This window comes from Winogradskyella sp. A3E31 (assembly GCF_046720935.1).
Classification (GTDB): Bacteria; Bacteroidota; Bacteroidia; order Flavobacteriales; family Flavobacteriaceae; genus Winogradskyella.
Map to the genome: position 1 here is coordinate 15,719 of NZ_JBHNWH010000009.1, position 22,965 is coordinate 38,683.

The 22,965-nt window shown below is 36.7% G+C and carries 15 protein-coding genes; 13 read left to right on the forward strand and 2 right to left on the reverse strand.

What is annotated here, in order from left to right:
* The first annotated feature begins 1 nt into the window (after position 1).
* Genes ACFEMA_RS11975 through ACFEMA_RS12005 form a run of 7 tightly spaced genes read left to right on the forward strand, consistent with a single transcriptional unit; the run spans position 2 to position 16,001 of the window.
* Entirely contained in the window at positions 2–1,162 is a 1,161-nt protein-coding gene (locus tag ACFEMA_RS11975; protein ID WP_411768446.1) for an FIST signal transduction protein, read from the forward strand.
* A complete protein-coding gene (locus ACFEMA_RS11980) occupies positions 1,159–2,229 on the forward strand; it encodes a sensor histidine kinase (protein ID WP_411768447.1) in 1,071 nt (356 codons plus the stop codon). Before ACFEMA_RS11975 ends, ACFEMA_RS11980 begins: the two co-directional genes overlap by 4 nt.
* Positions 2,226–12,674, forward strand: coding sequence for an ATP-binding protein (locus ACFEMA_RS11985; RefSeq protein ID WP_411768448.1), 10,449 nt, complete (start codon positions 2,226–2,228; stop codon positions 12,672–12,674). Before ACFEMA_RS11980 ends, ACFEMA_RS11985 begins: the two co-directional genes overlap by 4 nt.
* 7 nt (positions 12,675–12,681) lie before the next feature.
* Positions 12,682–13,989: an ATP-binding protein gene (locus ACFEMA_RS11990; protein WP_411768449.1), complete on the forward strand. Its 1,308-nt coding sequence runs from the start codon at positions 12,682–12,684 to the stop codon at positions 13,987–13,989.
* Between the two features lie 4 nt (positions 13,990–13,993).
* Positions 13,994–14,371 carry a response regulator gene (locus ACFEMA_RS11995; RefSeq protein WP_411768450.1) on the forward strand — a complete coding sequence of 126 codons (378 nt, stop codon included), beginning with the start codon at positions 13,994–13,996 and terminating at the stop codon, positions 14,369–14,371.
* A 1-nt stretch (position 14,372) separates the two neighbouring features.
* Positions 14,373–15,413, forward strand: coding sequence for an adenylate/guanylate cyclase domain-containing protein (locus ACFEMA_RS12000; RefSeq protein ID WP_411768451.1), 1,041 nt, complete (start codon positions 14,373–14,375; stop codon positions 15,411–15,413).
* Positions 15,414–15,425: 12 nt separating this feature from the next.
* Entirely contained in the window at positions 15,426–16,001 is a 576-nt protein-coding gene (locus tag ACFEMA_RS12005) for a Pycsar system effector family protein (protein WP_411768452.1), read from the forward strand.
* A 4-nt stretch (positions 16,002–16,005) separates the two neighbouring features.
* Here ACFEMA_RS12005 and trhA read toward each other — a convergent pair whose 3' ends face one another.
* Positions 16,006–16,632: a PAQR family membrane homeostasis protein TrhA gene (gene trhA / locus ACFEMA_RS12010; protein WP_411768453.1), complete on the reverse strand. Its 627-nt coding sequence runs from the start codon at positions 16,630–16,632 to the stop codon at positions 16,006–16,008.
* The gene (locus tag ACFEMA_RS12015) at positions 16,632–17,318 is read right to left on the reverse strand and encodes a DUF4294 domain-containing protein (protein ID WP_411768454.1); all 687 of its coding nucleotides are present in this window, start codon (positions 17,316–17,318) and stop codon (positions 16,632–16,634) included. The genes trhA and ACFEMA_RS12015 overlap by 1 nt, the downstream gene beginning before the upstream one ends.
* A 123-nt stretch (positions 17,319–17,441) precedes the next feature.
* Here ACFEMA_RS12015 and ACFEMA_RS12020 point away from each other — a divergent pair, with 123 nt between their 5' ends.
* The 6 genes from ACFEMA_RS12020 (at position 17,442) to accC (ending at position 22,947) form a co-directional block, all read left to right on the forward strand.
* Positions 17,442–18,530 carry a M42 family metallopeptidase gene (locus tag ACFEMA_RS12020; protein WP_411768455.1) on the forward strand — a complete coding sequence of 363 codons (1,089 nt, stop codon included), beginning with the start codon at positions 17,442–17,444 and terminating at the stop codon, positions 18,528–18,530.
* A complete protein-coding gene (locus ACFEMA_RS12025; RefSeq protein WP_411768456.1) occupies positions 18,523–19,689 on the forward strand; it encodes an aminotransferase class V-fold PLP-dependent enzyme in 1,167 nt (388 codons plus the stop codon). Before ACFEMA_RS12020 ends, ACFEMA_RS12025 begins: the two co-directional genes overlap by 8 nt.
* 3 nt (positions 19,690–19,692) lie before the next feature.
* A complete protein-coding gene (locus tag ACFEMA_RS12030) occupies positions 19,693–20,250 on the forward strand; it encodes an NUDIX hydrolase (protein WP_411768457.1) in 558 nt (185 codons plus the stop codon).
* Positions 20,247–20,924 carry a PrsW family intramembrane metalloprotease gene (locus ACFEMA_RS12035; RefSeq protein WP_411768458.1) on the forward strand — a complete coding sequence of 226 codons (678 nt, stop codon included), beginning with the start codon at positions 20,247–20,249 and terminating at the stop codon, positions 20,922–20,924. Before ACFEMA_RS12030 ends, ACFEMA_RS12035 begins: the two co-directional genes overlap by 4 nt.
* A gap of 11 nt (positions 20,925–20,935) precedes the next feature.
* Positions 20,936–21,412, forward strand: a complete 477-nt coding sequence (locus ACFEMA_RS12040) for a biotin/lipoyl-containing protein (protein WP_411768459.1) — start codon at positions 20,936–20,938, stop codon at positions 21,410–21,412.
* 77 nt (positions 21,413–21,489) lie between these two features.
* Positions 21,490–22,947: an acetyl-CoA carboxylase biotin carboxylase subunit gene (gene accC / locus ACFEMA_RS12045; protein ID WP_411768460.1), complete on the forward strand. Its 1,458-nt coding sequence runs from the start codon at positions 21,490–21,492 to the stop codon at positions 22,945–22,947.
* Positions 22,948–22,965 lie beyond the last annotated feature (18 nt).

Sequence of the window (22,965 nt, forward strand, 5' to 3'; positions counted from 1 at the left end):
TATGAGATCTAAGTCAATAACGGGTGAATCAACAGAGGAAATCAAACAAGTACTAAACAATAGTTTAGCAGATGGCTTTGCACCCACGATTGCCATTGTTTTTATTTCAGTAAAACAAGACAGAAAAGCCATTTGTGAACTAATGGATTCTAAAAATATTGAGGTCTTTGGTGCGACATCCTGTGGTGAATTTATTAATGGCCATCAGACTGAAGGAGAAATTGCCATTTTACTTTTAGAATTAGATAAGGAGCACTATACCATTTTGTTTGAAACTATGGAAGACGGAAATATGGATAATGCCGTTTCTAAGTTGGCAAGCAGTGCCCTAAAACAATTTACGAATCCATCACTTATCGTCTGTGGTCCAGGCATCAACCAAAAAGGAGAACATTTTGAAGGAGAAAAATTGGTAAAAAGTTTAGAGAAGCAGCTTGGCGAGGATAAAATATTTTTTGGTGGTATGGCAGGCGATGATTGGGCGCTAAAAGAAACCTTTGTTTTCACCAACACAGAAGAATCCAATTATGGAATAGTTGCCATAGTGTTAAACGGAGATAAAATTTCCCTAAAAGGAATGGCCATTACAGGCTGGAAACCTATGGGAATTGCAAGAACTGTTACAAAAAGTGAAGGCAAATTTCTGTACGAAATAGATGGGAAATCCGCTTTAGAACTATACTTGAAATATCTGGGCAAGACAGATAAACTTAACGAAAAGGGTTTTAAGATTTTTGAGGATGTATCAATAGAATATCCATTCCTCGTAGAACGGGATAACAATGAAACTGTCATAAAAACACCAACGAGAATTGACCGCGAAGCAAATGCACTGGTTATGGACAACCCTATGCCAGAAGGCACAAAATTTTGGTTTACCCAACCACCAGAATTCGATATTGTTGAAGAGGTCATTGAAAAAGCTGACCAGTTAAAAACAGAATTAGGTACGGACGCAGATGCGCTTTTAATATTTTCTTGTGGCGGTAGAAAACCGATTCTTGGTCCTTTAGTCACCGATGAAAACGAAGGTCTCGCCAAATTATGGGACACGCCAATGGCAGGCTTTTTTACCTATGGTGAGTTTGGACGGGTTTTAAACGGAAGACAAAATTTTCATGGAGGAGCCTGTTGTTGGGTAACACTTAAAGAAAAAGCATGAATCAACACCTACAACATATTCAAGAATTTATTGAAAACTCAGACCATCTTTCTGAAGATGATAAAACCGCTTTATTAAAATCCCTAAAAAGTGCTGATAAGGATTTAACCATTTCAGAATTCAAATTAGAGAGAACCAATAAAGTAAAGCGTACCACAGCCATTTTATTGGAAGAAACGATTGAAGAATTAGAACAGAAACGTGCGGTCATTGAAGATTCTAATAAAGCACTGAGTAAATCCCTAGAAGATCTAAAAGCTGCACAAGCACAATTGGTACAGGCTGAGAAAATGGCAAGTCTCGGTGAGTTGACTGCTGGTATTGCTCACGAAATTCAGAATCCTCTAAACTTTGTCAATAATTTTAGTGAAGTCAGTAAAGAACTTCTTGAAGAAATGCTCGAAGAGTTACAAAACGGTGATATGGAAGAAGTAGATGCCATTGCCAAAGACGTCATCCAAAATTTAGATAAAATACTACATCATGGCCAACGTGCCGATGGTATTGTTAAAGGAATGCTGCAGCACAGCCGGACTAATTCTGGAGAAAAAGAACGCACTGATATCAATCAACTAACTGATGAATATTTACGCTTGGCATATCATGGGTTAAGGGCAAAGGATAAATCTTTTAATGTTGCCTTAGAAACTCATTTTGATGATTCTATTAACCCATTGAAAATTGTACCCCAAGATATTGGTCGTGTCGTCTTAAACCTTATTACCAATGCGTTTCATGCCTGTAACGACAAGAAAAAGTCAACACCAGAAGTCGATTACAGCCCTAAAGTAGTCGTATCCACCAAAAATAGTGACTTGGGAGTCGAAATATCTGTTACCGATAACGGTGGTGGAATCCCGAAACAAGTTTTGGATAAGATATTCCAACCCTTTTTTACAACCAAACCTACGGGACAAGGTACTGGTCTGGGATTATCACTAAGTTACGATATAATAAAAGCGCACGGTGGAGAAATTAAAGTAACCACCAAAGAAAAAGAAGGCCTGCCTACCGGACAGGCAGGTACAGAATTCGTCATTGTATTACCAATAACTACTAAGACATGAAGTTGACCAAAAAAATAGAATCAGATATTTGGAACGTGTACGACACATGGCTGCATAGTTACTTAAATGGTGATGTTAAAACCTATGAATCATTTCTGTGTAAAGACTACCATTTTATTGGCTCAACTGATAATGAGGAGTTTTTAAACAAAAAAGATACAACAGATTTCTTTAAAGCTACAGCTGACCAGTTGGCTGGAAAATGTGATTTACGAAATGAGAATAAAATCATAGAAGAATTTGAAGGACTGGTAATTGTAACCCATTTGTTCGATGCCTGGTTTAAAAATGGTGATGATTATACCTATTACGGGCGATTCCGTTTTACTAACGCCTTAAAAGAAACTAAAAAAGGATGGCGTTTTGTTTACCAACATTTTTCAACAACAGATTCTAAAACTGATGAAGGTGAAACTATAGGGTTTGATAAGGTAAACGCGGAAAATCTTGAATTGAAAGAAGCCATAAAAAGGCGGACAAAAGAACTCGAAGAAAAAAATCGGGAACTAGAAGTAGAAACTGCTTTAGAACGTATTCGCGCGCAAGCCGTAGCCATGAAAGCGTCTTCAGATTTGCTGGACATCGTGGTGACTATGCGTAATGAATTTATTAACCTAGGTCACGAAGCACATTACTTTTGGCACATGATGTGGTTACCAGAAACCTATGAAAAAGCCATGACCTCTGGCGACGGTAGCAAGATTGGTTTTGTAATGGAATTGCCAAGACATATGCATGGTGACATTCCTCAATTGGCCAAATGGGAAAAAAGTAAAAAGCCAACCGTTGTGTATGCCATGGATGTAGATGAAGCAATAGATTATGTGGATAAAATGGTGGCTTTAGGGAATTTTAAAAATATAGATCCACAAGCACCAACCCACGATGATATTAAGCATATTGGTGGCTTAACTTTTATAATGGCACGCACATCTCATGGTGAAATTGGGTACAGTTTACCTGGAGTGGTTAAAAAACCACCAAAGTCGGATATAGATATATTGGTAAAATTTGCAGGTGCTTTTGATTTGGCTCATCAACGTTTCCTCGATCTTCAAAAAGCAGAAAAGCAAGCTAGAGAGACCCAAATAGAATTGGCTTTAGAAAAAGTACGAAGTCGTACCATGGCTATGCAACATAGTGATGAATTGCAAGAAGCCTCTTTTTTATTAGATCAACAAGTAAGAGCATTGGGTATTAAAACTTGGGGTTGTGCCTTTAATATTTATGGAGAAAAAGAATCAACGGAATGGTTTGGCAATGAAGCTGGTGTTTTACATACCTATACAGTACCGAGAGAAGGTATATTTAAAGAATATTACGACAAAGGTCAAAAAGGAGAAACACTTTTTATTCAAGAGTTTTCTGGTAACGACTGTGTAACTCATTACGAATATATGAGCTCACTACCAGTTATTGGTGATGTATTAAAGACCTTAAAGGAAACGAATAACGGTTTCCCAACCTATCAAATAGATCATGTGGTTTATTTTAAATATGGTTATCTGTTATTTATAACGAGAGAACATGTCCCTGATTCATATGATATTTTTAAGCGATTTGCAAAAGTGTTTGAGCAAACCTACACGCGTTTCCTCGACCTTCAAAAGGCAGAAAAACAAGCCAGGGAATCTGAAATAGAACTAGCGTTAGAACGGGTGAGAGCACGAACCATGGCCATGCAACATAGTGATGAATTGGCCAAAACTGCAGCCTTACTTTTTAAACAAATTAATGATTTAGGAATTGAAACCTGGACAAGCGGTTTTAATATTTGGGAGGAAAACGACACCTCGTTTATAGGGTACAATCCTACTCCTTCTGGTGATATTACTGCTCCTTACAGAATACCATCAACCGACGATCCCTTTTTTAAGAAAATACATAAAGCAAAAAAAAGTGGTAAAGATTTTATGGTTTTTGAGGCTTCTGGTAAGTCACTTGCCCAAACATATAAGTACATGAAAACGCTTCCGGTGGTTAAAGATGTACTGAAAGGCATCGAAGAATCAGGAACGCAATTACCAAAATCTCAAATTAATCATTGCGCTTTTTTTACTCATGGATTCCTATTGTTTATCACGCTAGAATCTTATCCAGAAGCTCACGATATTTTTAAACGATTTGCCAAAGTATTTGAGCAAACCTACACACGCTTCTTAGATCTTCAAAAAGCCGAAGCTCAAGCCAGAGAAGCACAGATTGAAGCTGCTTTAGAAAGGGTTAGAAGTCGCTCGATGGCCATGCACAAAAGTGAGGAAATTGGAGATGTCGCATTTGTACTTTTTGAGCAACTTAAAAGTTTGGGTGGTGAACTTTGGGGTACAGGCTTTGGTTTCTGCGAAAAAGATTCTGATGTTGATGAGTTCTGGTTTGCTAATGAAAAAGGTATCATGCCACAACTAAAGATTCCCAATACAGTAGATCCAACCCATAAACAAATGTATCAAGGCTGGAAGAAAGATTTGGAAATAGTTTCGATTGAAAAAGGTGGTAAAGCGCTAAAGGATCATTATAAGTATATGCTCACAGTTACTGATGTGCAACCTATTTTTCAGGGTATGCTAGATAATGGTATGGCTTTTCCAAAATGGCAAAAGTGGCATGCTGCTTATTTTAAATATGGCTATTTATTAGTCATTACTACTGAACCTTATAAAAATGAAGCCATATTTAAACGCTTTGCTAAGGTCTTTGAGCAAGCATACACACGCTTCCTCGATCTTAAAAAAGCAGAAGCACAAGCTAGGGAAGCACAAATCGAAGCAGCTTTGGAAAAAGTACGTTCACGTTCATTAGCTGTTCATAAAAGCGAAGAGTTTAAAGAAGTAATAAGTATTGTTTTCGAGAAATTAAAAGAATTACAAATACCTGCAACAGCTGTAGGGATTGGTATCAAAATAAATGGGTCCAAGGACCTTGACGCTTATGTGTGTGGTGAAAATGAAGAAGGTTTAGTTATCACCAATTACCGATTACCCTATTTTAATAATAAAATATCTAAGGATATATGTAATGCATTTGACAATGAAGCTGATGTCTTTGTAGGTCATTATACGAAAACAGTAAAAAATAATTTTTATAAATACGTACTCGATAAAACTTCTGAATTTAAAGACTTACCAGAAGATATTTTGAGTATGATCTTTAATAGTACATCGTACTCTATCACAATGGTAACCTCAGAATATGTGGTTTTTAATGTCAATGATTTTGAGGGAAAGAGCTTAACAGAACACGAAATAGATATTGTAAAGCGGTTTTCAAGAGTATTTAACCAAGCTTACATTAGGTTTTTAGATCTTCAAAAATCGGAAGCACAAGCCAGAGAAGCCCAGATTGAAGCAGCATTAGAGCGTGTACGTTCGCGCACCATGGCAATGCAGAAAAGTGATGAACTATTGGAGGCAGGAGCATTACTTTACAAGGAACTAAATAAACTCGGGATAAATAATCTTACAACGGGCTATGTACTTTTTAATGAAGATTCAAAAATTGGCTATAGTTATGGAGTAAATCCTGCCGATGGAAGTATTAGGCAGCATCCAGTAGAGATGCCACATGATAAAACTTCTATAATGAAATCCATTGTTAAGAGTTGGAAGAATGAAGATTCTTCACTTGTCATTGAATTAAATGAAGAGGAAACTATAAAACATCAAACCTTTATTGCTGAAAGAAGTAAAAATTTCCCGATTTCTGCCGAGCAATTACTGGCTATTTCACCTGATCGTCTAAAAATACATATATTCAATTTTAAGCAGGGCTATCTTCTGATTGTTGGAGATAAGGTATTGAAAAAAGCAGAACAGAATTTGGTGATAAGATTTGCCAAGGCATTTCAACAGACCTACACCAGATTCTTGGATCTTCAAAAAGCAGAAGCCCAAGCCAGAGAGTCGAAAATTGAAGCAGCTTTAGAACGTGTTCGTTCCAGAAGTATGGCAATGCATCATACTTCAGAATTACAAGATGTTATTAATACCGTACATCAACAATTTACGCAACTAGACATAGAAATAAGTGGTGGTGTGTTTATTGGAATCAATGAAGACATTCAAGACACATTAAAATGTTGGGGGTCAGGTGGTACAGCGGACTATATCCAACAGATTGAAATCCCTTATATGGACGTTCCTATTTATACGGAAATCATAGAGGGCATTCAAAAAGGACCTGGATTTTTCACTGAACAATTTACGCAAGATGAAAAAATAGATTTCTTAACGAGGCTTTTTGAAATTCCTCCTTTTAATTCCACCACCAAGACACATCAAAAAGAAGTATTGTCTCGTAAAGGTGGATATACGAGATCATGCGCTGTTTCCGAAAACAGTTGCATCTTCATCATAAGTCATCATGGTCACATATTTTCGAATGAAACCAATACTATTCTTAAACGATTTGCCAAAGTTTTCGAACAAGCCTACACACGTTTCCTCGACCTTCAAAAAGCAGAAGTCCAAACAAGGGAGGCCAAGATTGAAACCGCATTGGAAAAAGTACGATCCAGAAGTATGGCAATGCACCATAGTGATGAGTTATGGGAAGTCGCAGAATTGCTTTTTGAACAAATTAATAGTCTTGGTATCGAGCTTTGGTCTTGTGGATTCAGTATCTGGTACGATGACGATAGCTATTTTATGGGCTACAACCCCGGACCTGACGGTAAATTGGGAACCCCGATGCCAATTCCGCTTACAGAAGATGTTTTCTTTACCACTATTCGCGATGCAAAAAGACAAGGTGAGGATTTTATAGTGTTTGAGTCCAAAGGCAAATCACTTGAGCAAACGTATCGCTATATGGATAAACTTCCAATCGTTGGCGATGTCATGCGTGGATTCGTAGAAGCTGGATTTGATTTACCTAAGTTTCAAGTGACCCATTGTGGCTTTTTCTCTTATGGACATTTAATGTTCATTACCCTTGACCACAATCCGGAAGCAATACACATATTTAAACGATTTACCAAGGCATTTGATCAAACCTATACGCGCTTTCTTGACCTTCAAAAAGCAGAAGCCCAAACACGTACAGCTCAAATTAATTTAGCTGTAGAACGTGTAAGAGCCAAAGCGCTTGCAATGCATAAATCTGAAGAGATTTTAGAAGTCGTTACTAAACTGAAAGACGAAGTCATGGGTCTAGACATTCCTGATGTCGTTGCTGCTTCCATTTTCCTAAGTGAAGGCGATGATAAAGTAAGAATGTGGGATTTATCCTCTCTTGAAGATGAAGATAATTATTCTGAAGTCCCATTTGATGTCACTTTTAAACTCAAAAAAACAGATCCACATTTTTATATAAAACGGGTTTGGGAAAACCAAGAAAATTATTTCGTCGAGATACAAGATGAAAAAGGCTTCAAAAGACTCATGAAATGGCTCCGGGATATGGAGAAAAATGAGATTGCAGATGAAGTTGAGGATTTTATAGAAAAAACACAGTTAAAACGTTTATACCATACAGTAAAAAAACTGAATAACGGAAAGTTAGCCATCGATTTATTAAATCCGCCTTCGGAAGAAATGGAAACCATTCTCACCAAAATGGGGGCAGCATTCGATTTGGCTTATAAAAGGTTTGAAGATTTACAGAAAGCCGAACATCAAGCTAGAGAGGCACAAATCGAAGCTTCTTTAGAAAGATTGAGAGCAGCTACTATGGCAATGCATAAAACAGAAGATATTTCCGATGTTGTTTTAGTGTATTTTGATCAACTCAAAACTTTAAAGATTGAATTTATTCAGGCTTGGATAACCATTTTTTATTTGGAAGAAGAAGCTGTTGACGTTTGGTTTTCCCCGTTAAAAGGAATCCATAATGAAACCAAATACTTTAAAATGCCAAGTGCACTTTTTAAGGATACGAGTGTAAAATCATGGAAGAACGGTGAACCTTTTTCCTATATCACCTTCCCCACTAAGTCGGATGTGGACAACTTTATGCAGGTGTGTGACGAGGTGACTAACTCTAATTATTTTGGAAAAATACAAGATAAATTAAAATTAGAACATTTTGAGATGTTAGATGCCAATCATAAATATGGTTGCATCAGTAAATCAAATACCACTAAAGCCACTAATGAGGAAAAAGATATCTTACAACGCTTTACAAAAGTCTTTGAGCAGACCTATACGCGATTCCTAGACCTACAAAAATCAGAAGCACAAGCTAGGGAGGCACAAATCGAAGTTGCCATGGAACGCATTCGAAGCAGGGCACTTGCAATGAGGGATTCTAATGAGATTATGGATGTGATTACAGAAATCCGTCGACAAATTGATTCATTAGGTCAACTCGATTTAGAAGCAAGTGTAGTGCACCTTTATCAAGAAGGTGATTCAACATTTGAATCAATTGCCGCAGTAAGACCGCCTGGAGAAAGCGGCGAGATTGTATTAGCCCGTGTATTATTTCCAGTCGATGCAACTGATCAGATTAAACACATGATGAAGAAGTATAATTCCCAAGAATCGGAATATACAATTGAATTTGACAAGAAAATGGCGGAAGATTGGCAGCAAGTGATGCTTAAACACGCCCCAACAATTGCGGAAAGAAGAGTCGGTTTTGTCAATAACAGAAGATTATCTGAGCATTCAGAATATTGGAATTTTTCTGATTTTTCTGACGGATCACTTCTATTGGTCACACACTCTCCTGCTTCAACCGACACAAAAATTGTTCTAAATAAAGCTTCTCAAGTATTTGACTTGGCTTACAAAAGATTTAAAGATTTACAAAAAGCCGAAGCACAAACAAGGGAAGCTCAAATTGAAGCTGCCTTGGAACGTGTTCGTTCACGTAGTATGGCTATGCATAAAAGTACTGAAATGCAGGAAGTTGCCAATGCAGTCTACGAACAAATGAAAAGTTTAGGCTTAGAAATTCATGTCATTGGGATGAGTGGAGAAATTAAACCAGCCACTCCTTATGAAGTTTGGGTTGGTGGATCTACATTTACAGAACCTTTGCTAATTCCATATACCGATTCTACTAAGATTCAACGACAGTACAATAAGGCCATTGCAGAACGGCCTGAACTTTACCAAGGCACATTTTCTGGAGAGGTAAAAAAAGAGTATATCGATTTTTTAATTTCAGAAACAGACATTCCGAAACCCTTAAAAAAACTGATGCAGGAGTCACCGGCCAAAACAACGTCCATCTCTTTCTCTAAAAACAGTAGTATTCAAATTGTACGTTATACAGAGGTTCCATACTCTAAAGAAGACAATAGCATTCTTATTCGTTTTGCAAAAGTATTTAATCAAGCTTATATTAGGTTTCTTGACCTTCAAAAGTCAGAAGCACAAACAAGGGAAGCTCAAATTGAAGCTGCCTTGGAAAAAGTGCGCTCACGAACTATGGCTATGCAGACTAGTTCTGAACTACCAGAAGCAGCTAATACCTTATTTTTAGAAGTTCAGGCACTAGGTATACCTGCTTGGAGTGCAGGCTACTGTATTTGGGAAGATGATAGTAAAAAGAGTGCTTGGTGCAATATGAGTAGTGAAGGTGAAATTCAAAAGGGATTTTCCCTACCAACTATTGGAGAGGGTTATGATTTTTATAACCCACTTAAAACTGATGAACCCTTTTATATTCATGAACTAGGTGGTAAAGAGCTTGTAAAACATTATGAGTTTATGACAGAGCTCCCTATAGTTGGAGATATTTTTAAAGATTTTGATTCAAAAGGTATTGCATTACCAACCTTTCAAATATTTCATATTGTATATTTTGAATATGGTTATGTGATGTTTATCACTTATGAAGCTGTAGCCAAAGCTCACGATATCTTTAAACGTTTCGGTAAAGTCTTTGAGCAAACCTATACTCGTTTCTTAGATCTAAAGAAAGCAGAAGCTCAAGCACGCGAGGCTCAAATTGAAGCGGCTTTAGAGCGTGTACGCTCGCAATCAATGGGTATGCAAAGCACTGATGATTTTGGAGCCGTTACAACCGAAATGTTTAACCAATTACGAAATTTTGGCGAAGATTTATTTGCAACGGGTATCGTTTTTTGTGATAAACATGAGGGTCATGTAGAACAATGGCATAGTATTCCTGGTGCTGGTATGGTAACTCCATTTATTGTACCCATAGATTTAGACTACATCCATCAATACCGCTATGACCAATGGAAAAAGGGTGCAGAATTATTTTCAATTGAAATCCCAGGTGACTTTATAGAGCAACACTTTAAAGATATTTTTGATTTACCATCTGCACAAATTGCTCTCAAGGATTTAGAATCTAGAGATGCCCCAATGCCAGAAGCGCCTCCTTGGGAAATTGATTATGGTGCGTCTTTTGAACATGGTTATGTTCTAATCTCGTCACTTAAACCTCTTGAAAACACGGATATTCTTTTAAGATTCACTAAAGTCTTTGAACAAGCTTATACTCGATTTTTAGACCTTAAACGTGCAGAAGCTCAAGCACGTGAGGCTCAGATTGAAGCATCCTTAGAACGTGTGCGTGCCAAAGCCATGTCCATGCAAAATTCAGAAGAACTGGATGAAGTATTATCCGTTCTCTGCGAGCAGTTTGATATTCTGGACATTGTACCAATGAGCACACATATGACAGTTTTAGATCTTGAAAACAACACCTTTACCTTCCGCGAAACGGGAAAATTTGGTAATAGAAGTTTTGGGGAACAGACTGTTGCCTTGGATGCCATGGATAATTGGAAAGAAACGGTTGATAAGTGGAAAGCTGACAAAGCCAGTTCTATAAATAAACTTCACTTTCCAAAAGAGCAACTACCTGAAGTCTGGAACGTTTTTCATGAATCCTTTGCCTCAATGCCTAAAAGTTCGCGTATCACACAAGAAGATTATCCCGATGGTATTTATCACACCGCAGGAAAACACCCTTTTGGTTATATAGGGATGAACCAAATTCGTCCAGCCACTGAAGAAGAAGAACAGATTGTTATAAAATTTGCCAATGAATTTGGTAGAGCGTACCAACGGTTTCTCGATTTACAAAAAGCTGAAAAACAAGCAAGAGACGCCCAAATTGAAGCGGCCTTAGAAAAAGTGAGGTCACGCTCTCTATCAATGCAACAACCAAACGAACTGAATGAGGTGGTACAGTTAATTGCAGAGAAACTGCAAGAGCTCGATGTTATTTTAGATTTGGGTGGTGTGGTGATTTGTACGTATTTCCCAGATTCAAAAGATGTATTACACTGGATTGCAACACCAGACTCAGAAAGCTCAGGGAAGTTTCTCCTCCCCTACTTTGATCATGTTATTTTAAAGGAAGCTTGGGCATCAAAAAATAAAGGAGATCAATGGTTCTCTAAAGCATATAGCATTGAAGAGAAGAATTCCTTTTTTGAGCATGCGTTCGAGCATAGTGACTACAAACACTTCCCTGATGAAGCCAAAAAAGATATTCTTAATAGAAAACACCACACATTGTCTTTTGCGTGGAGTAAGTACTCAGCACTTCTTATTCCGTCGTATTCAGGATTAATGCCTTCTGAAAATGAAAAAGATATCCTCATTCGCTTTGCCAAAGTTTTTGAGCATGCATATATCCGTTTTATGGATCTTCAGGAAAAAGAGGTGCAATCAAAAGCACTATTTGAAGAAAAGAAACGCTTAGAAAAAACATTGTCCGACCTCCAAACTACTCAAAAACAATTAATACAATCCGAAAAAATGGCGAGTTTGGGTGAATTGACGGCTGGCATAGCGCATGAAATACAGAACCCATTAAATTTCGTTAATAACTTCTCTGAAGTCAGTAAAGAGCTTTTAGAAGAAATGGCGGAAGAGATCGAAAATGGTGATTTTGAAGAGGTCAAAGCCATAATGGATGATGTCATTCAGAATTTAGAAAAAATAAACCATCACGGGCAACGTGCAGATGGTATTGTCAAAGGAATGCTTCAGCACAGTCGCGCCAGTGGGGATAAAAAAGAACCAACCGATATCAACAAATTAGCTGACGAATACATGCGCTTAGCGTATCATGGTCTTAGAGCTAAGAACAAACAGTTTAATGCAACATTAGAAACCAATTTTGATGAATCACTGCCCAAAGCACCTATTATTCCACAAGACATTGGTCGTGTGATTTTAAACCTGTTTACCAATGCTTTTTATGCTGTGGATGAAAAGAAATCCTCTTTCGCTAAAGCTTCAGAGGATAACTATGAGCCAACTGTTTCCGTCACCACAAAACAGAAAAAAGGCGATATTGAAATAACGGTGAGCGACAATGCCAATGGTATCCCAGAGCATATAAAGGACAAAATATTTCAGCCCTTTTTTACGACGAAACCTACTGGTCAAGGCACAGGCCTGGGTTTAAGCATGAGTTATGATATTATCACAAAAGGACATGGCGGCGACATTAGCATTCAAACAAAAGAAAACAAAGGCACAAGCTTTATTATAAAATTACCTATAATGTAAAATAGTTATGAGTACAGGCAAAATAGAGGCATTAGAAAAGAAGTTTTTAGAATGGGTTGCATTATGTCTTGGCGATTTACCCATAAATATTTCAAAAGATTTTGTTCTTCCGGATGTTATGGGTTACGGAACTACCGTAAATGAATATATTACCAACTTTGAAGAGTTCAATCGATTATTAAAAGTTGGTATTGACACTCGTAAGGAGTTAAAGAATTTTAGTTACCACATCACTCCAGTGTTTAAAAGAGATCTTGGCGATGATAATACTGTGCTCAATGTTAGCGAAATTTTATTGAGGTATGATATAGATAACAACACCAAAGAGTTAAACCTCAGAATCTCAACAATTTTTGTTTACAAAGAATCGAAATGGAAAGTATTACACTGGCATGGATCTTTAGGCATGGATGAAGAAGATGGGACATGGCATCAGGAGGAATGGAAACGAGAAAATGAAAAATTACAAAAAAAGGTTGATGAGCAAACAGAAGAGCTAAAACAATCTCTGGAGCATCTAAAGACGACTCAAGCACAATTAATCCAATCCGAGAAAATGGCAAGTTTAGGAGAATTGACTGCTGGTATTGCACATGAAATTCAAAATCCACTCAACTTTGTCAATAATTTCTCTGAGGTCAGTAATGAACTTATTGACGAAATGAACGAAGAGTTAGACAACGGCGATATAGAAGAAGCCAAAGCCATTGCTACAGATGTAAAGCAAAATTTAGAAAAGATTAACCACCATGGCAAACGTGCTGATTCTATCGTAAAAGGAATGTTGCAGCACAGCCGTAATAGTTCAGGCGAAAAAGAATCAACCGATATCAATACGTTGGCGGATGAATATATGCGTTTAGCCTATCACGGTTTGCGTGCTAAAGACAAATCTTTTAACGCAGAGTTGGTGACAAATTTTGAGAAAGATTTAAAGCCCATTAATGTGGTACCACAAGAGATTGGCAGAGTAATTTTGAATCTATTTACTAATGCCTTTTATGCCGTAAACGAAAAGAAACAATCACTTAAAGAGAAAGGCGATACGAGTTTTAAACCTACTGTAACAGCAACAACATCATTATTAAAATCGGAGATTATTATAAAAGTGAAGGATAATGGAAATGGAATTCCCAAAGCCGCACTTAAAAATATATTTGACCCCTTTTTTACTACTAAACCTACAGGACAAGGGACTGGCCTTGGACTATCTATGAGTTATGATATTATAAAAAATCATGGAGGACAATTAAATGTAAACACAACAGAAGGTGAATTTACAGAATTCACAATTACACTTCCAATAAAAAATTAGTGATATGACAAAAATATTAGTAGTAGACGACGAGACAGATGTACAAATACTGTTTCAACAACGGTTTAGAAAAGAAATCCGAAAAGGAGAGCTCGACTTTAGATTCGCATTTTCTGGTGAAGAGGCCTTAAAAGTCTTGGAAGAAATTAATCACGAAACCGTACTCATACTATCCGACATCAATATGCCAGGCATGAGTGGGTTACAACTTTTAGAAACGATTAAAAGAGACTATAATGAACCCCCACCAGTAGTAATGATGGTTACAGCGTATGGTGATGACGAAAACTATAATACGGCGAAACAATTAGGTGCTGACGACTTCCTAACCAAACCGGTAGATTTTAAGGCATTAAAAGAAAAATTAATTCAGAATATTTAAGATGGCAAAGATTTTAGTAGTTGATGATGAGGCCGATTTAGAAGTCCTTATTAAACAAAAGTTCAGAAAAAAAATCAGGGAAAAAGAATATGAATTTTTCTTTGCTGATAATGGTGTTACGGCTCTACAAAAAATTAGTGAGCATCCAGAAATTGATATTGTATTAAGTGATATCAACATGCCAGAAATGGACGGGCTGACACTCTTAACCGAACTCCACGAATTAAGTCCACTCATAAAATCAGTAATCGTATCCGCTTATGGCGATATGGAAAATATCCGTACTGCTATGAATCGTGGTGCGTACGACTTTATTACAAAACCTATTAATTTCGAGGACTTAACGCTCACCATAAACAAAACCTTAAAACACGCGCTAGAATTAAAAGAAACCTTGCAAGCGATTAAGGAAAACAACATTCTTAAAATGTATGTGGATGAAAATGTCCTTAATTTTATGGGCAATAAAGGGTTTGAAGCTAAAATTTTAGATAATGAAACTATTGAAGGCACCGTAATGTTTATTGATATTTGCGGTTTTACTGCAATAAGTGAAAAGGCCTCTCCGGATACAGTCGTAACAATGATCAATTCTTGTTTTGATGAAATGGTAAAGGAAATTATTAATCATAAAGGGCATATCGATAAATTTATTGGGGATGCAATTATGGCTGTCTTTAAAGGAGAGTATCACTTAGACAGAGCTATTGACGCGGCTTTATCAGTAGTGGAAAAGATAAAAAATATCCCACCGCTTGGAGACGAATTACAGTTTCAGCCCAAACTTTCAATAGGTATTAAAAGTGGCGAAATGATTTCTGGAAATATTGGCTCTGAAAGTCTGAAACGTCTAGACTATACAGTTATTGGTGACACGGTAAATACAGCAGCAAGGCTTCAAGATGCTGCGACGGAAAATCAGATTATTATCAGTGAGAACTGTTATAAACAAGTAAAAGAATCCTTTCAGTGCGAAAAAGTAGGTGATATAGAATTGAAAAATAAAGAAAAGCCAATGACCATTTATCAGGTCATGGAATAATAAAACATAACTATGGAAGATAAAGAGAAACTCAAAAAAATCCAAGACATAAATACGGCTGCAAGAACACCCCATGCAGAAGAATTAGTAGATCATTATTGGGGCACCATGAATTATTTGTCTAGTTTAATAAAGGCAAGTGAACTCAAAGCTGGTCTTATTTTATCGTTTTACGGCATATTCCTCAATTTTATTTATCAAAGCTCAAGTGTTGTGCTCAACACAACGTCTCATGATATGGCATTCTATGTCCTCATTGGACTCTGGTCGTTAGCCACAGCCATTTCAGTGTTTTATTGTGTGCGTTGTTTTATACCAAAAATTGAAGGGAATTACGACCCAAATATTTTCTTTTTTGGTGATGTGATTTCAAAATTTGGGGATATTAAGTCTTTTTCCAAAACGTTTTATAACATAAGTCTAGATGAAGAAAAATTATTTGAACAGTTAGGGGAACAAATATTTATCATTTCAAAAATATCCGCTTGGAAATTTCAAAATGTAAAAGTGGCTATTAAATTTTTAGCGATTGGGTTGTTGTTACTATTTATATCTGCTGTTTATTTCGGCATTACATCTATGCTATAAGTATTCATATAACATAATAATATATCATCATAAAATGGCAAATAGCACCTGCCAAAACAAAAAAGTGCCAAATCACATGATTATATGGAATCCGTTCAAAGGCATAGAATACAATGCCTACAGTATAAAATAGACCACCAGCAAATAACCATAAAATACCATTGTGGTGCATTAAACTTGATAGGGTAGAATAATCAAACACAATCAACCAGCCCATTACTAAATACAATAGTGTCGAAAATATTTCAAATCGCCCTGTGAAGAATAGTTTTAAAATGACGCCAAAAATGGCTATTCCCCAAACAGCATAAAATAAAGGCCAACCTAAGCTTTCAGATAAAGTAATCAATAAAACTGGTGTGTAAGTACCTGCAATCAGTAAATAGATACTGATATGGTCAACTATTCGGAAGCGAAATTTTAGGGTTTCTTCCCCTACTGAATGGTATAAGGTCGATGCCAAGAACAAAATAATTATGGAGATACCATAAACAGTAACACTAAACAAATACCAAGGTTGCGACGAGTCTACATCAAGAATTAGTAAAACTAAACCAATGATGCCAAGTAAAGCACCAATACCATGAGACCAGGCATTAAGTTGTTCTTGCAATTTGGTTTGTACGGCCACTAATTTGTAGTTTTTACGTCAGAAAGGGCCAACCACTTGTCCGTTAAATCATAGTAGTCGATATCAAATGCAGGGTCTTGACGAATCAACCTTCCATTTTGAAAACTACGTCTTAAGATGTCTTCAATAAGGAAATCTTCTTCACTAGTTAATGGATCAAACTCTTCTTTTAAGGAAATATTAAATAAGCTTGCAGTATTGTTAAACCAAAAGGCACGCCAGCCACTACGAAGTTGTTTAATCAATTCAAACGTCGTTTTCCCTGTTTGTCGGTGTACCAATTTTACTAAAATCTGACCTTCTGTCCGTGTTAGTTTCTTTAATTCGGCCGAAAATTCATCTTCAATGTAGCGTTGTATAATCTTGGCATATTTTCGTTTTTGACTTTTTCGCTCTAAAGAATTCAGTCGTTCTTGAAGCTCGGTTAAGCGCTCAGCCGCTAGTTTAGCATAAGGATACACCTTTATCGTTTTACGCTGTAAAATTAAATAGCGAATACGCTCTTCTCGATTTTTAAATTGAAGTTTTGGTAGTACAATCACTTCATTAAGGCTAATGGCCGTAGTCGGTATAGAGTCACCTTCGATAATAATATATCCCACCTGTGTAGAATCCTTTTCAACAGGATCTACTTGTCCGTAAAAAACAGCTGGAAATAATAAAATGATTAGACTATAAAATCTCATATTCCTTTCAGTACCAAAACCATTCCAAAAAATGATTGTTATCGGTTCAAAATTAGTAATTATTAACTCCCATAACCTCAAAATAGCGTTAATTATTATTAATTTAGGGCAAAATTTTTAAGAATGGCAAAACAGAAACTATTGAACAAAAAGTCTATGGACTTTTTAGAAAAATATTTAAATAATGCGTCACCAACAGGTTACGAATGGGATGGGCAAAAACTATGGATGAATTATCTTAAACCTTATGTGGATGAGTTCATCACAGATACCTATGGTAGTGCTGTAGGAGTTATAAATCCTAAGGCAAAATTTAAGGTGGTTATTGAAGGTCATGCTGATGAGATTAGTTGGTATGTTAACTATATTTCGGATAAAGGGTTATTGTATGTTGTACGCAATGGTGGTAGTGACCATCAGATTGCACCAAGTAAAATAGTAGATATTCATACTAAAAAGGGCATTGTAAAAGGTGTCTTTGGATGGCCAGCAATTCATACCCGAAACAAATCAAAAGAAGAGCCACCAAAACCTGATAATATTTGTATCGATATTGGAGCTAAAGATAAAGAAGAGGTAGAAAAAATGGGAGTTCATGTGGGTTGTGTTATCACCTACCCTGACACCTTTCATATCTTAAATAAAGACAAGTTTGTATGTCGTGCTTTGGATAACCGTATGGGTGGTTTTATGATTGCTGAAGTGGCACGATTACTACACGAAAACAAAAAGAAACTCCCTTTTGGTTTATACATTACTAATTCTGTACAAGAAGAAATTGGGTTACGTGGAGCACAAATGATTACAGAGACCATTAAGCCAAATGTTGCCATAGTTACGGATGTCACGCACGACACCACAACCCCTATGATCGACCAAAAGAAGCAAGGTTATGCCGAAATAGGAAAAGGTCCAGTTGTAGCTTATGCACCTGCTGTACAACAAAAGTTACGTGATTTAATTACCGACACCGCAGAAGAAAAGAAGATTCCTTTTCAACGTGCTGCGCTTTCTAGAGCAACGGGGACAGATACAGATGCTTTTGCGTATAGCAACGGTGGAGTGGCTTCTGCTTTAATCTCTTTGCCTTTACGCTATATGCATACGACTGTTGAGATGGTGCATAAAGATGATGTTGAAAACGTCATTCGATTAATTTACGAATCCTTATTAAAAATTAAAGACGGAGATACGTTCAGTTATTTTGACTAACCCTAGCTTACAACATAAAAAACATCTTTTTGATATTCCTGATGATATCACATATTTTAATACGGCGAGCTTATCTCCTTCTTTTAAATCTGTTGAATTAGCTGGAATAGATGCTCTACGCAAAAAAAGTCGACCTTATCTTATACCTAGTTCAGATTTTTTTGACCCCGTAACAGAGCTAAAACATAAATTCGCATCGATTATAGATTGTGATGAGTCAAACCGTGTAGTGACTACTCCATCTGTGTCTTATGGCTTAGCTACTGTTGCAAATAATATCCGTTTAAAATCTGGAGATGAAATCGTTCTTATCGAAGAACAGTTTCCTAGCAACTATTATATCTGGAAGAAATTAGCGCAGCGGTTTGATGCTAAAATCGTTACCATAAAACAACCTGAGGATAAATTAAATTGTGGAAAGCTATGGAACGATTCTATTCTTGAAGCTATCACAGATAAAACAGCGGTTGTTGCGATGGGGCAAATTCATTGGTCTAATGGTATTCTATTCGATTTAAAAGCTATCCGTAAAAAAACAAAAGACCATAACGCATTACTTATTGTTGATGGTAGTCAATCCATTGGCGCACTCCCCTTCTCCATTAAGGATATTCAGCCAGATGCTTTAGTTTGTGCTGGGTATAAATGGTTGTTCGGTCCTTACGGTTGTGCCTACGCGTATTATGGCTCTTATTTTGATGGCGGCAATCCAATTGAAGAGAATTGGAGTAACCGTTTGCATAGTGAAAACCTTAAAGGGTTGACCAACTACCAAAGTAAATATAAGCCCTTAGCAAATCGCTATGCCATGGGTGAAAGTGGTAGTTTTATTTATGTTAAGATGCAAATAGAGGCGTTGAACCAAGTTTCTAAATTTAAACCAGAGTATCTTCAAGACTATTGTGACTCTATCAGTAAAGACGCATGTAATGAACTCCAACAGCTCGGATTTTTTATAAATGATTCTGAAAGTCGGGCGAAACACCTTTTTGGAGTTGAATTACCAGAGGGTTTAGATTCTCAAAGGTTAAAGAGCGTATTTCAAGAAAATAACATCTATGTTTCCTATAGAGGGAATTATTTAAGGCTGTCTTGTCACTTATTTAATACCAAAACAGATTTTGAGCGATTGGTAAAAGCTGTAAAAGAGGTGCTATAATCTATGGACGAATTAATAGATATTGTAGATAAGCAAGGGCATCCGACAGGAAGGTCTGCTCTTAAATCTGTTATTCATAAACAAGGTCTTTATCATAGTACCATACATTTATGGTTGTATACAAACAAAGGTGAAATTCTGTTACAACAACGTTCTCATAAGAAACCTATTTGTCCATTACTTTGGGATGTTTCTGTTGCTGGCCATATTGATGCTGGAGAAACTGAAATCATTGCAGCCATTAGAGAAACAAAAGAGGAAATCGGTTTAAGTCTTGAAGAAAACCAACTAAAAAAAATAGGAACCTTTCTCCACGAGTCTGAATATTACAATGGCTCCATAAAAGACAATGAGTTTCATCAGGTGTATATCTCCGAGTTAAAGGTGCCATTAGAACAGTTAATTCCACAAGAAGACGAAGTAGAAGCCTTAAAGCTTGTCTCTACAGCTGAATTTAAATCGCTTTTAAAAGAAAGTGAACATAATTCTCACTTTGTACCAAGCAATAGGGATTATTACGAATTTGTTGTTAAGACCATTTCAAAAGAATTAGATATATGAACCATATATTAATGGCGGTTGCGCCAATACTTGTCATTATTGTATATATCTACTTTCAGGATAAATACGACAAAGAGCCTAAAGGACTTCTTTTGGTGAGTTTTATTCTTGGTGCAGTTGCAAGTATTATCATTGTAATGTTGATTTACATTCTTACTGGCCATCTTCTACCAATCACAGATGAATACAGTGTTATTCAGCAATTTGTTCAGGCATTTTTTGTAGTAGCGTTGTCGGAAGAATTTAGTAAGTACATTTTTGTAAAATACTTTGGACAAACACGTAAAGCCTTTGATGAACCTTATGATGGGATAATGTATGCCGTCATGGTATCCATGGGGTTTGCCTGTACGGAAAACATTCTTTATGTACTAGAAGGAGGGTACGAAGTTGCTATTTTAAGAGCTTTTACAGCTGTGCCCGCTCATGCCACTTTCGGAATATTAATGGGCTACTACATGGGAAAAGCAAAGTTCTCAAAAAATCGCTTTTTATTGAATATGACAGGTCTGTTTACAGCAGTGTTATTTCATGGAGCCTATGATTTTTTCTTGTTTATTAATTTTATCCCAGGAATATCCATCGGTGCTTTTGTGTCTTTGATAGTTGCTATCGTTTTATCTAAAAAAGCAATCAGGATTCATCAAAATAATTCGTATTTTAAAAAAATTTAGTTCCATAATTTATGTATAAACTTAAAGTTAATGAGCAGTTTGATTTTGAAATTTCAGAAGAAAGCTTATCAAAATCAGACATCATAAAGAATTCCGAAAATCATTATCACCTAATAAAAGAGCACCAGTCCATAGAAGTCTCGATACGATCTTCATCCTATCTAAAAAAGAAATATTCGGTTGAAGTAAACTCAAATCTATACGAAATCTCAATTATGGATGACCTAGATCAGCAGATATTGGATTTAGGTTTTGAGATTGGTGCCTCGAAGCAGGTCAATGAAATTTCTGCCCCAATGCCTGGTTTAATTTTAGAGATTAACGTCAAGGTAGGACAAGAGGTTCAGGAAAATGATCCACTTTTAATTTTAGAAGCTATGAAAATGGAAAACAGCATTATCTCACCCCGGCAAGGTATTATAAAAAACATCTCTGCCAACCAAGGTGAAACTGTGAATAAGAGTGATATTTTAATTGAGTTTGAATAATTAGAAAAAAAAGAACCAAGAGTAAAGACGTCTTTGTTCTAACAGCAAAGCGGTCTTTGTTCTTTATTCTAAAAAATATGAAAAAAATACTAATAGCAAACAGAGGTGAAATAGCTATCAGGGTTATGAAAACGGCAAAAGCCATGGGGATCGCAACGGTTGCCATTTATTCTGAAGCCGATAGACATGCACCACACGTAAAATTTGCAGACCAAGCCGTTTGTATCGGCCCCGCTCCTTCTAAAGACTCATATCTTCGTGGGGACAAAATAATCGAAACTGCAAAAGAACTCAGTGTTGATGGCATTCATCCAGGGTATGGTTTTTTAAGTGAAAATGCTGATTTTGCTGAGCTATGTGAATCCAATAACATCTCTTTTATAGGCCCTAAATCCAAGGCGATTAAAGTTATGGGTAGCAAATTAGCTGCTAAAGAAACGGTAAAAGCTTACGATATTCCTATGGTTCCCGGTATAGATGAAGCCATAACTGATGTAGTTAAAGCTAAAAGTATTGCTTCAGAAATCGGATACCCCATATTAATTAAAGCGTCTGCCGGCGGTGGTGGAAAAGGCATGCGAATTGTTGAAAAAGACTCGGATTTAGAGTCGCAAATGAACCGTGCCATCAGCGAAGCTAAATCTGCATTCGGTGATGGATCCGTTTTTATAGAAAAATATGTAAAGTCACCTCGACATATCGAAGTACAGATTATGGCGGATTCGTTTGGCAATACTATTCATTTATTTGAGCGCGAATGTAGTATTCAACGCCGTCATCAAAAAGTGGTTGAGGAAGCACCCTCTTCAGTTTTGACGGAAGAATTGAGGCAAAAAATGGGTGAGGCTGCAGTTAAGGTCGCAAAATCTTGTGATTATGTTGGAGCAGGAACGGTTGAGTTCCTCTTGGATGCGGATCATAATTTCTACTTTTTGGAAATGAATACACGCCTACAGGTTGAGCACCCAGTAACTGAACTCATCACCGGTTTAGATTTGGTCGAACTTCAAATAAAAGTGGCGAGAGGAGAAAAGCTCCCCTTCTCTCAGGATGATTTATCTATAAACGGTCACGCCTTAGAACTTAGAGTGTATGCAGAAGATCCTATGAACGATTTCTTACCAAGTGTTGGTATGCTTGAAAAATACAAGCTTCCTATAGGAAAAAATATCAGGGTTGACAATGGTTATGAAGAAGGTATGGATGTCCCTATTTATTACGATCCCATGCTATCAAAATTAATCACATACGGTAAAAATAGAACTGAAGCCATTCATTTGATGCTTAAAGCAATTTTTGAATACAAGGTTGAAGGAGTAAAAACAACACTACCTTTTGGTCGTTTTGTATGTGAACACGATGCTTTTAAGTCGGGTGATTTTGATACACATTTTGTAAAGCAATATTATTCACCAAAATTATTGGAAAAGCAGCATCACTTTGAAGCTGAAATAGCCGCTCATGTTGCTTTGAAAAAGTATTTGGAAGACCAGAAATTATTGAGGTTACCGAATTCAGTAAGCAGTAAGCAGTAAGCAGTAAGCAGTAAGCAG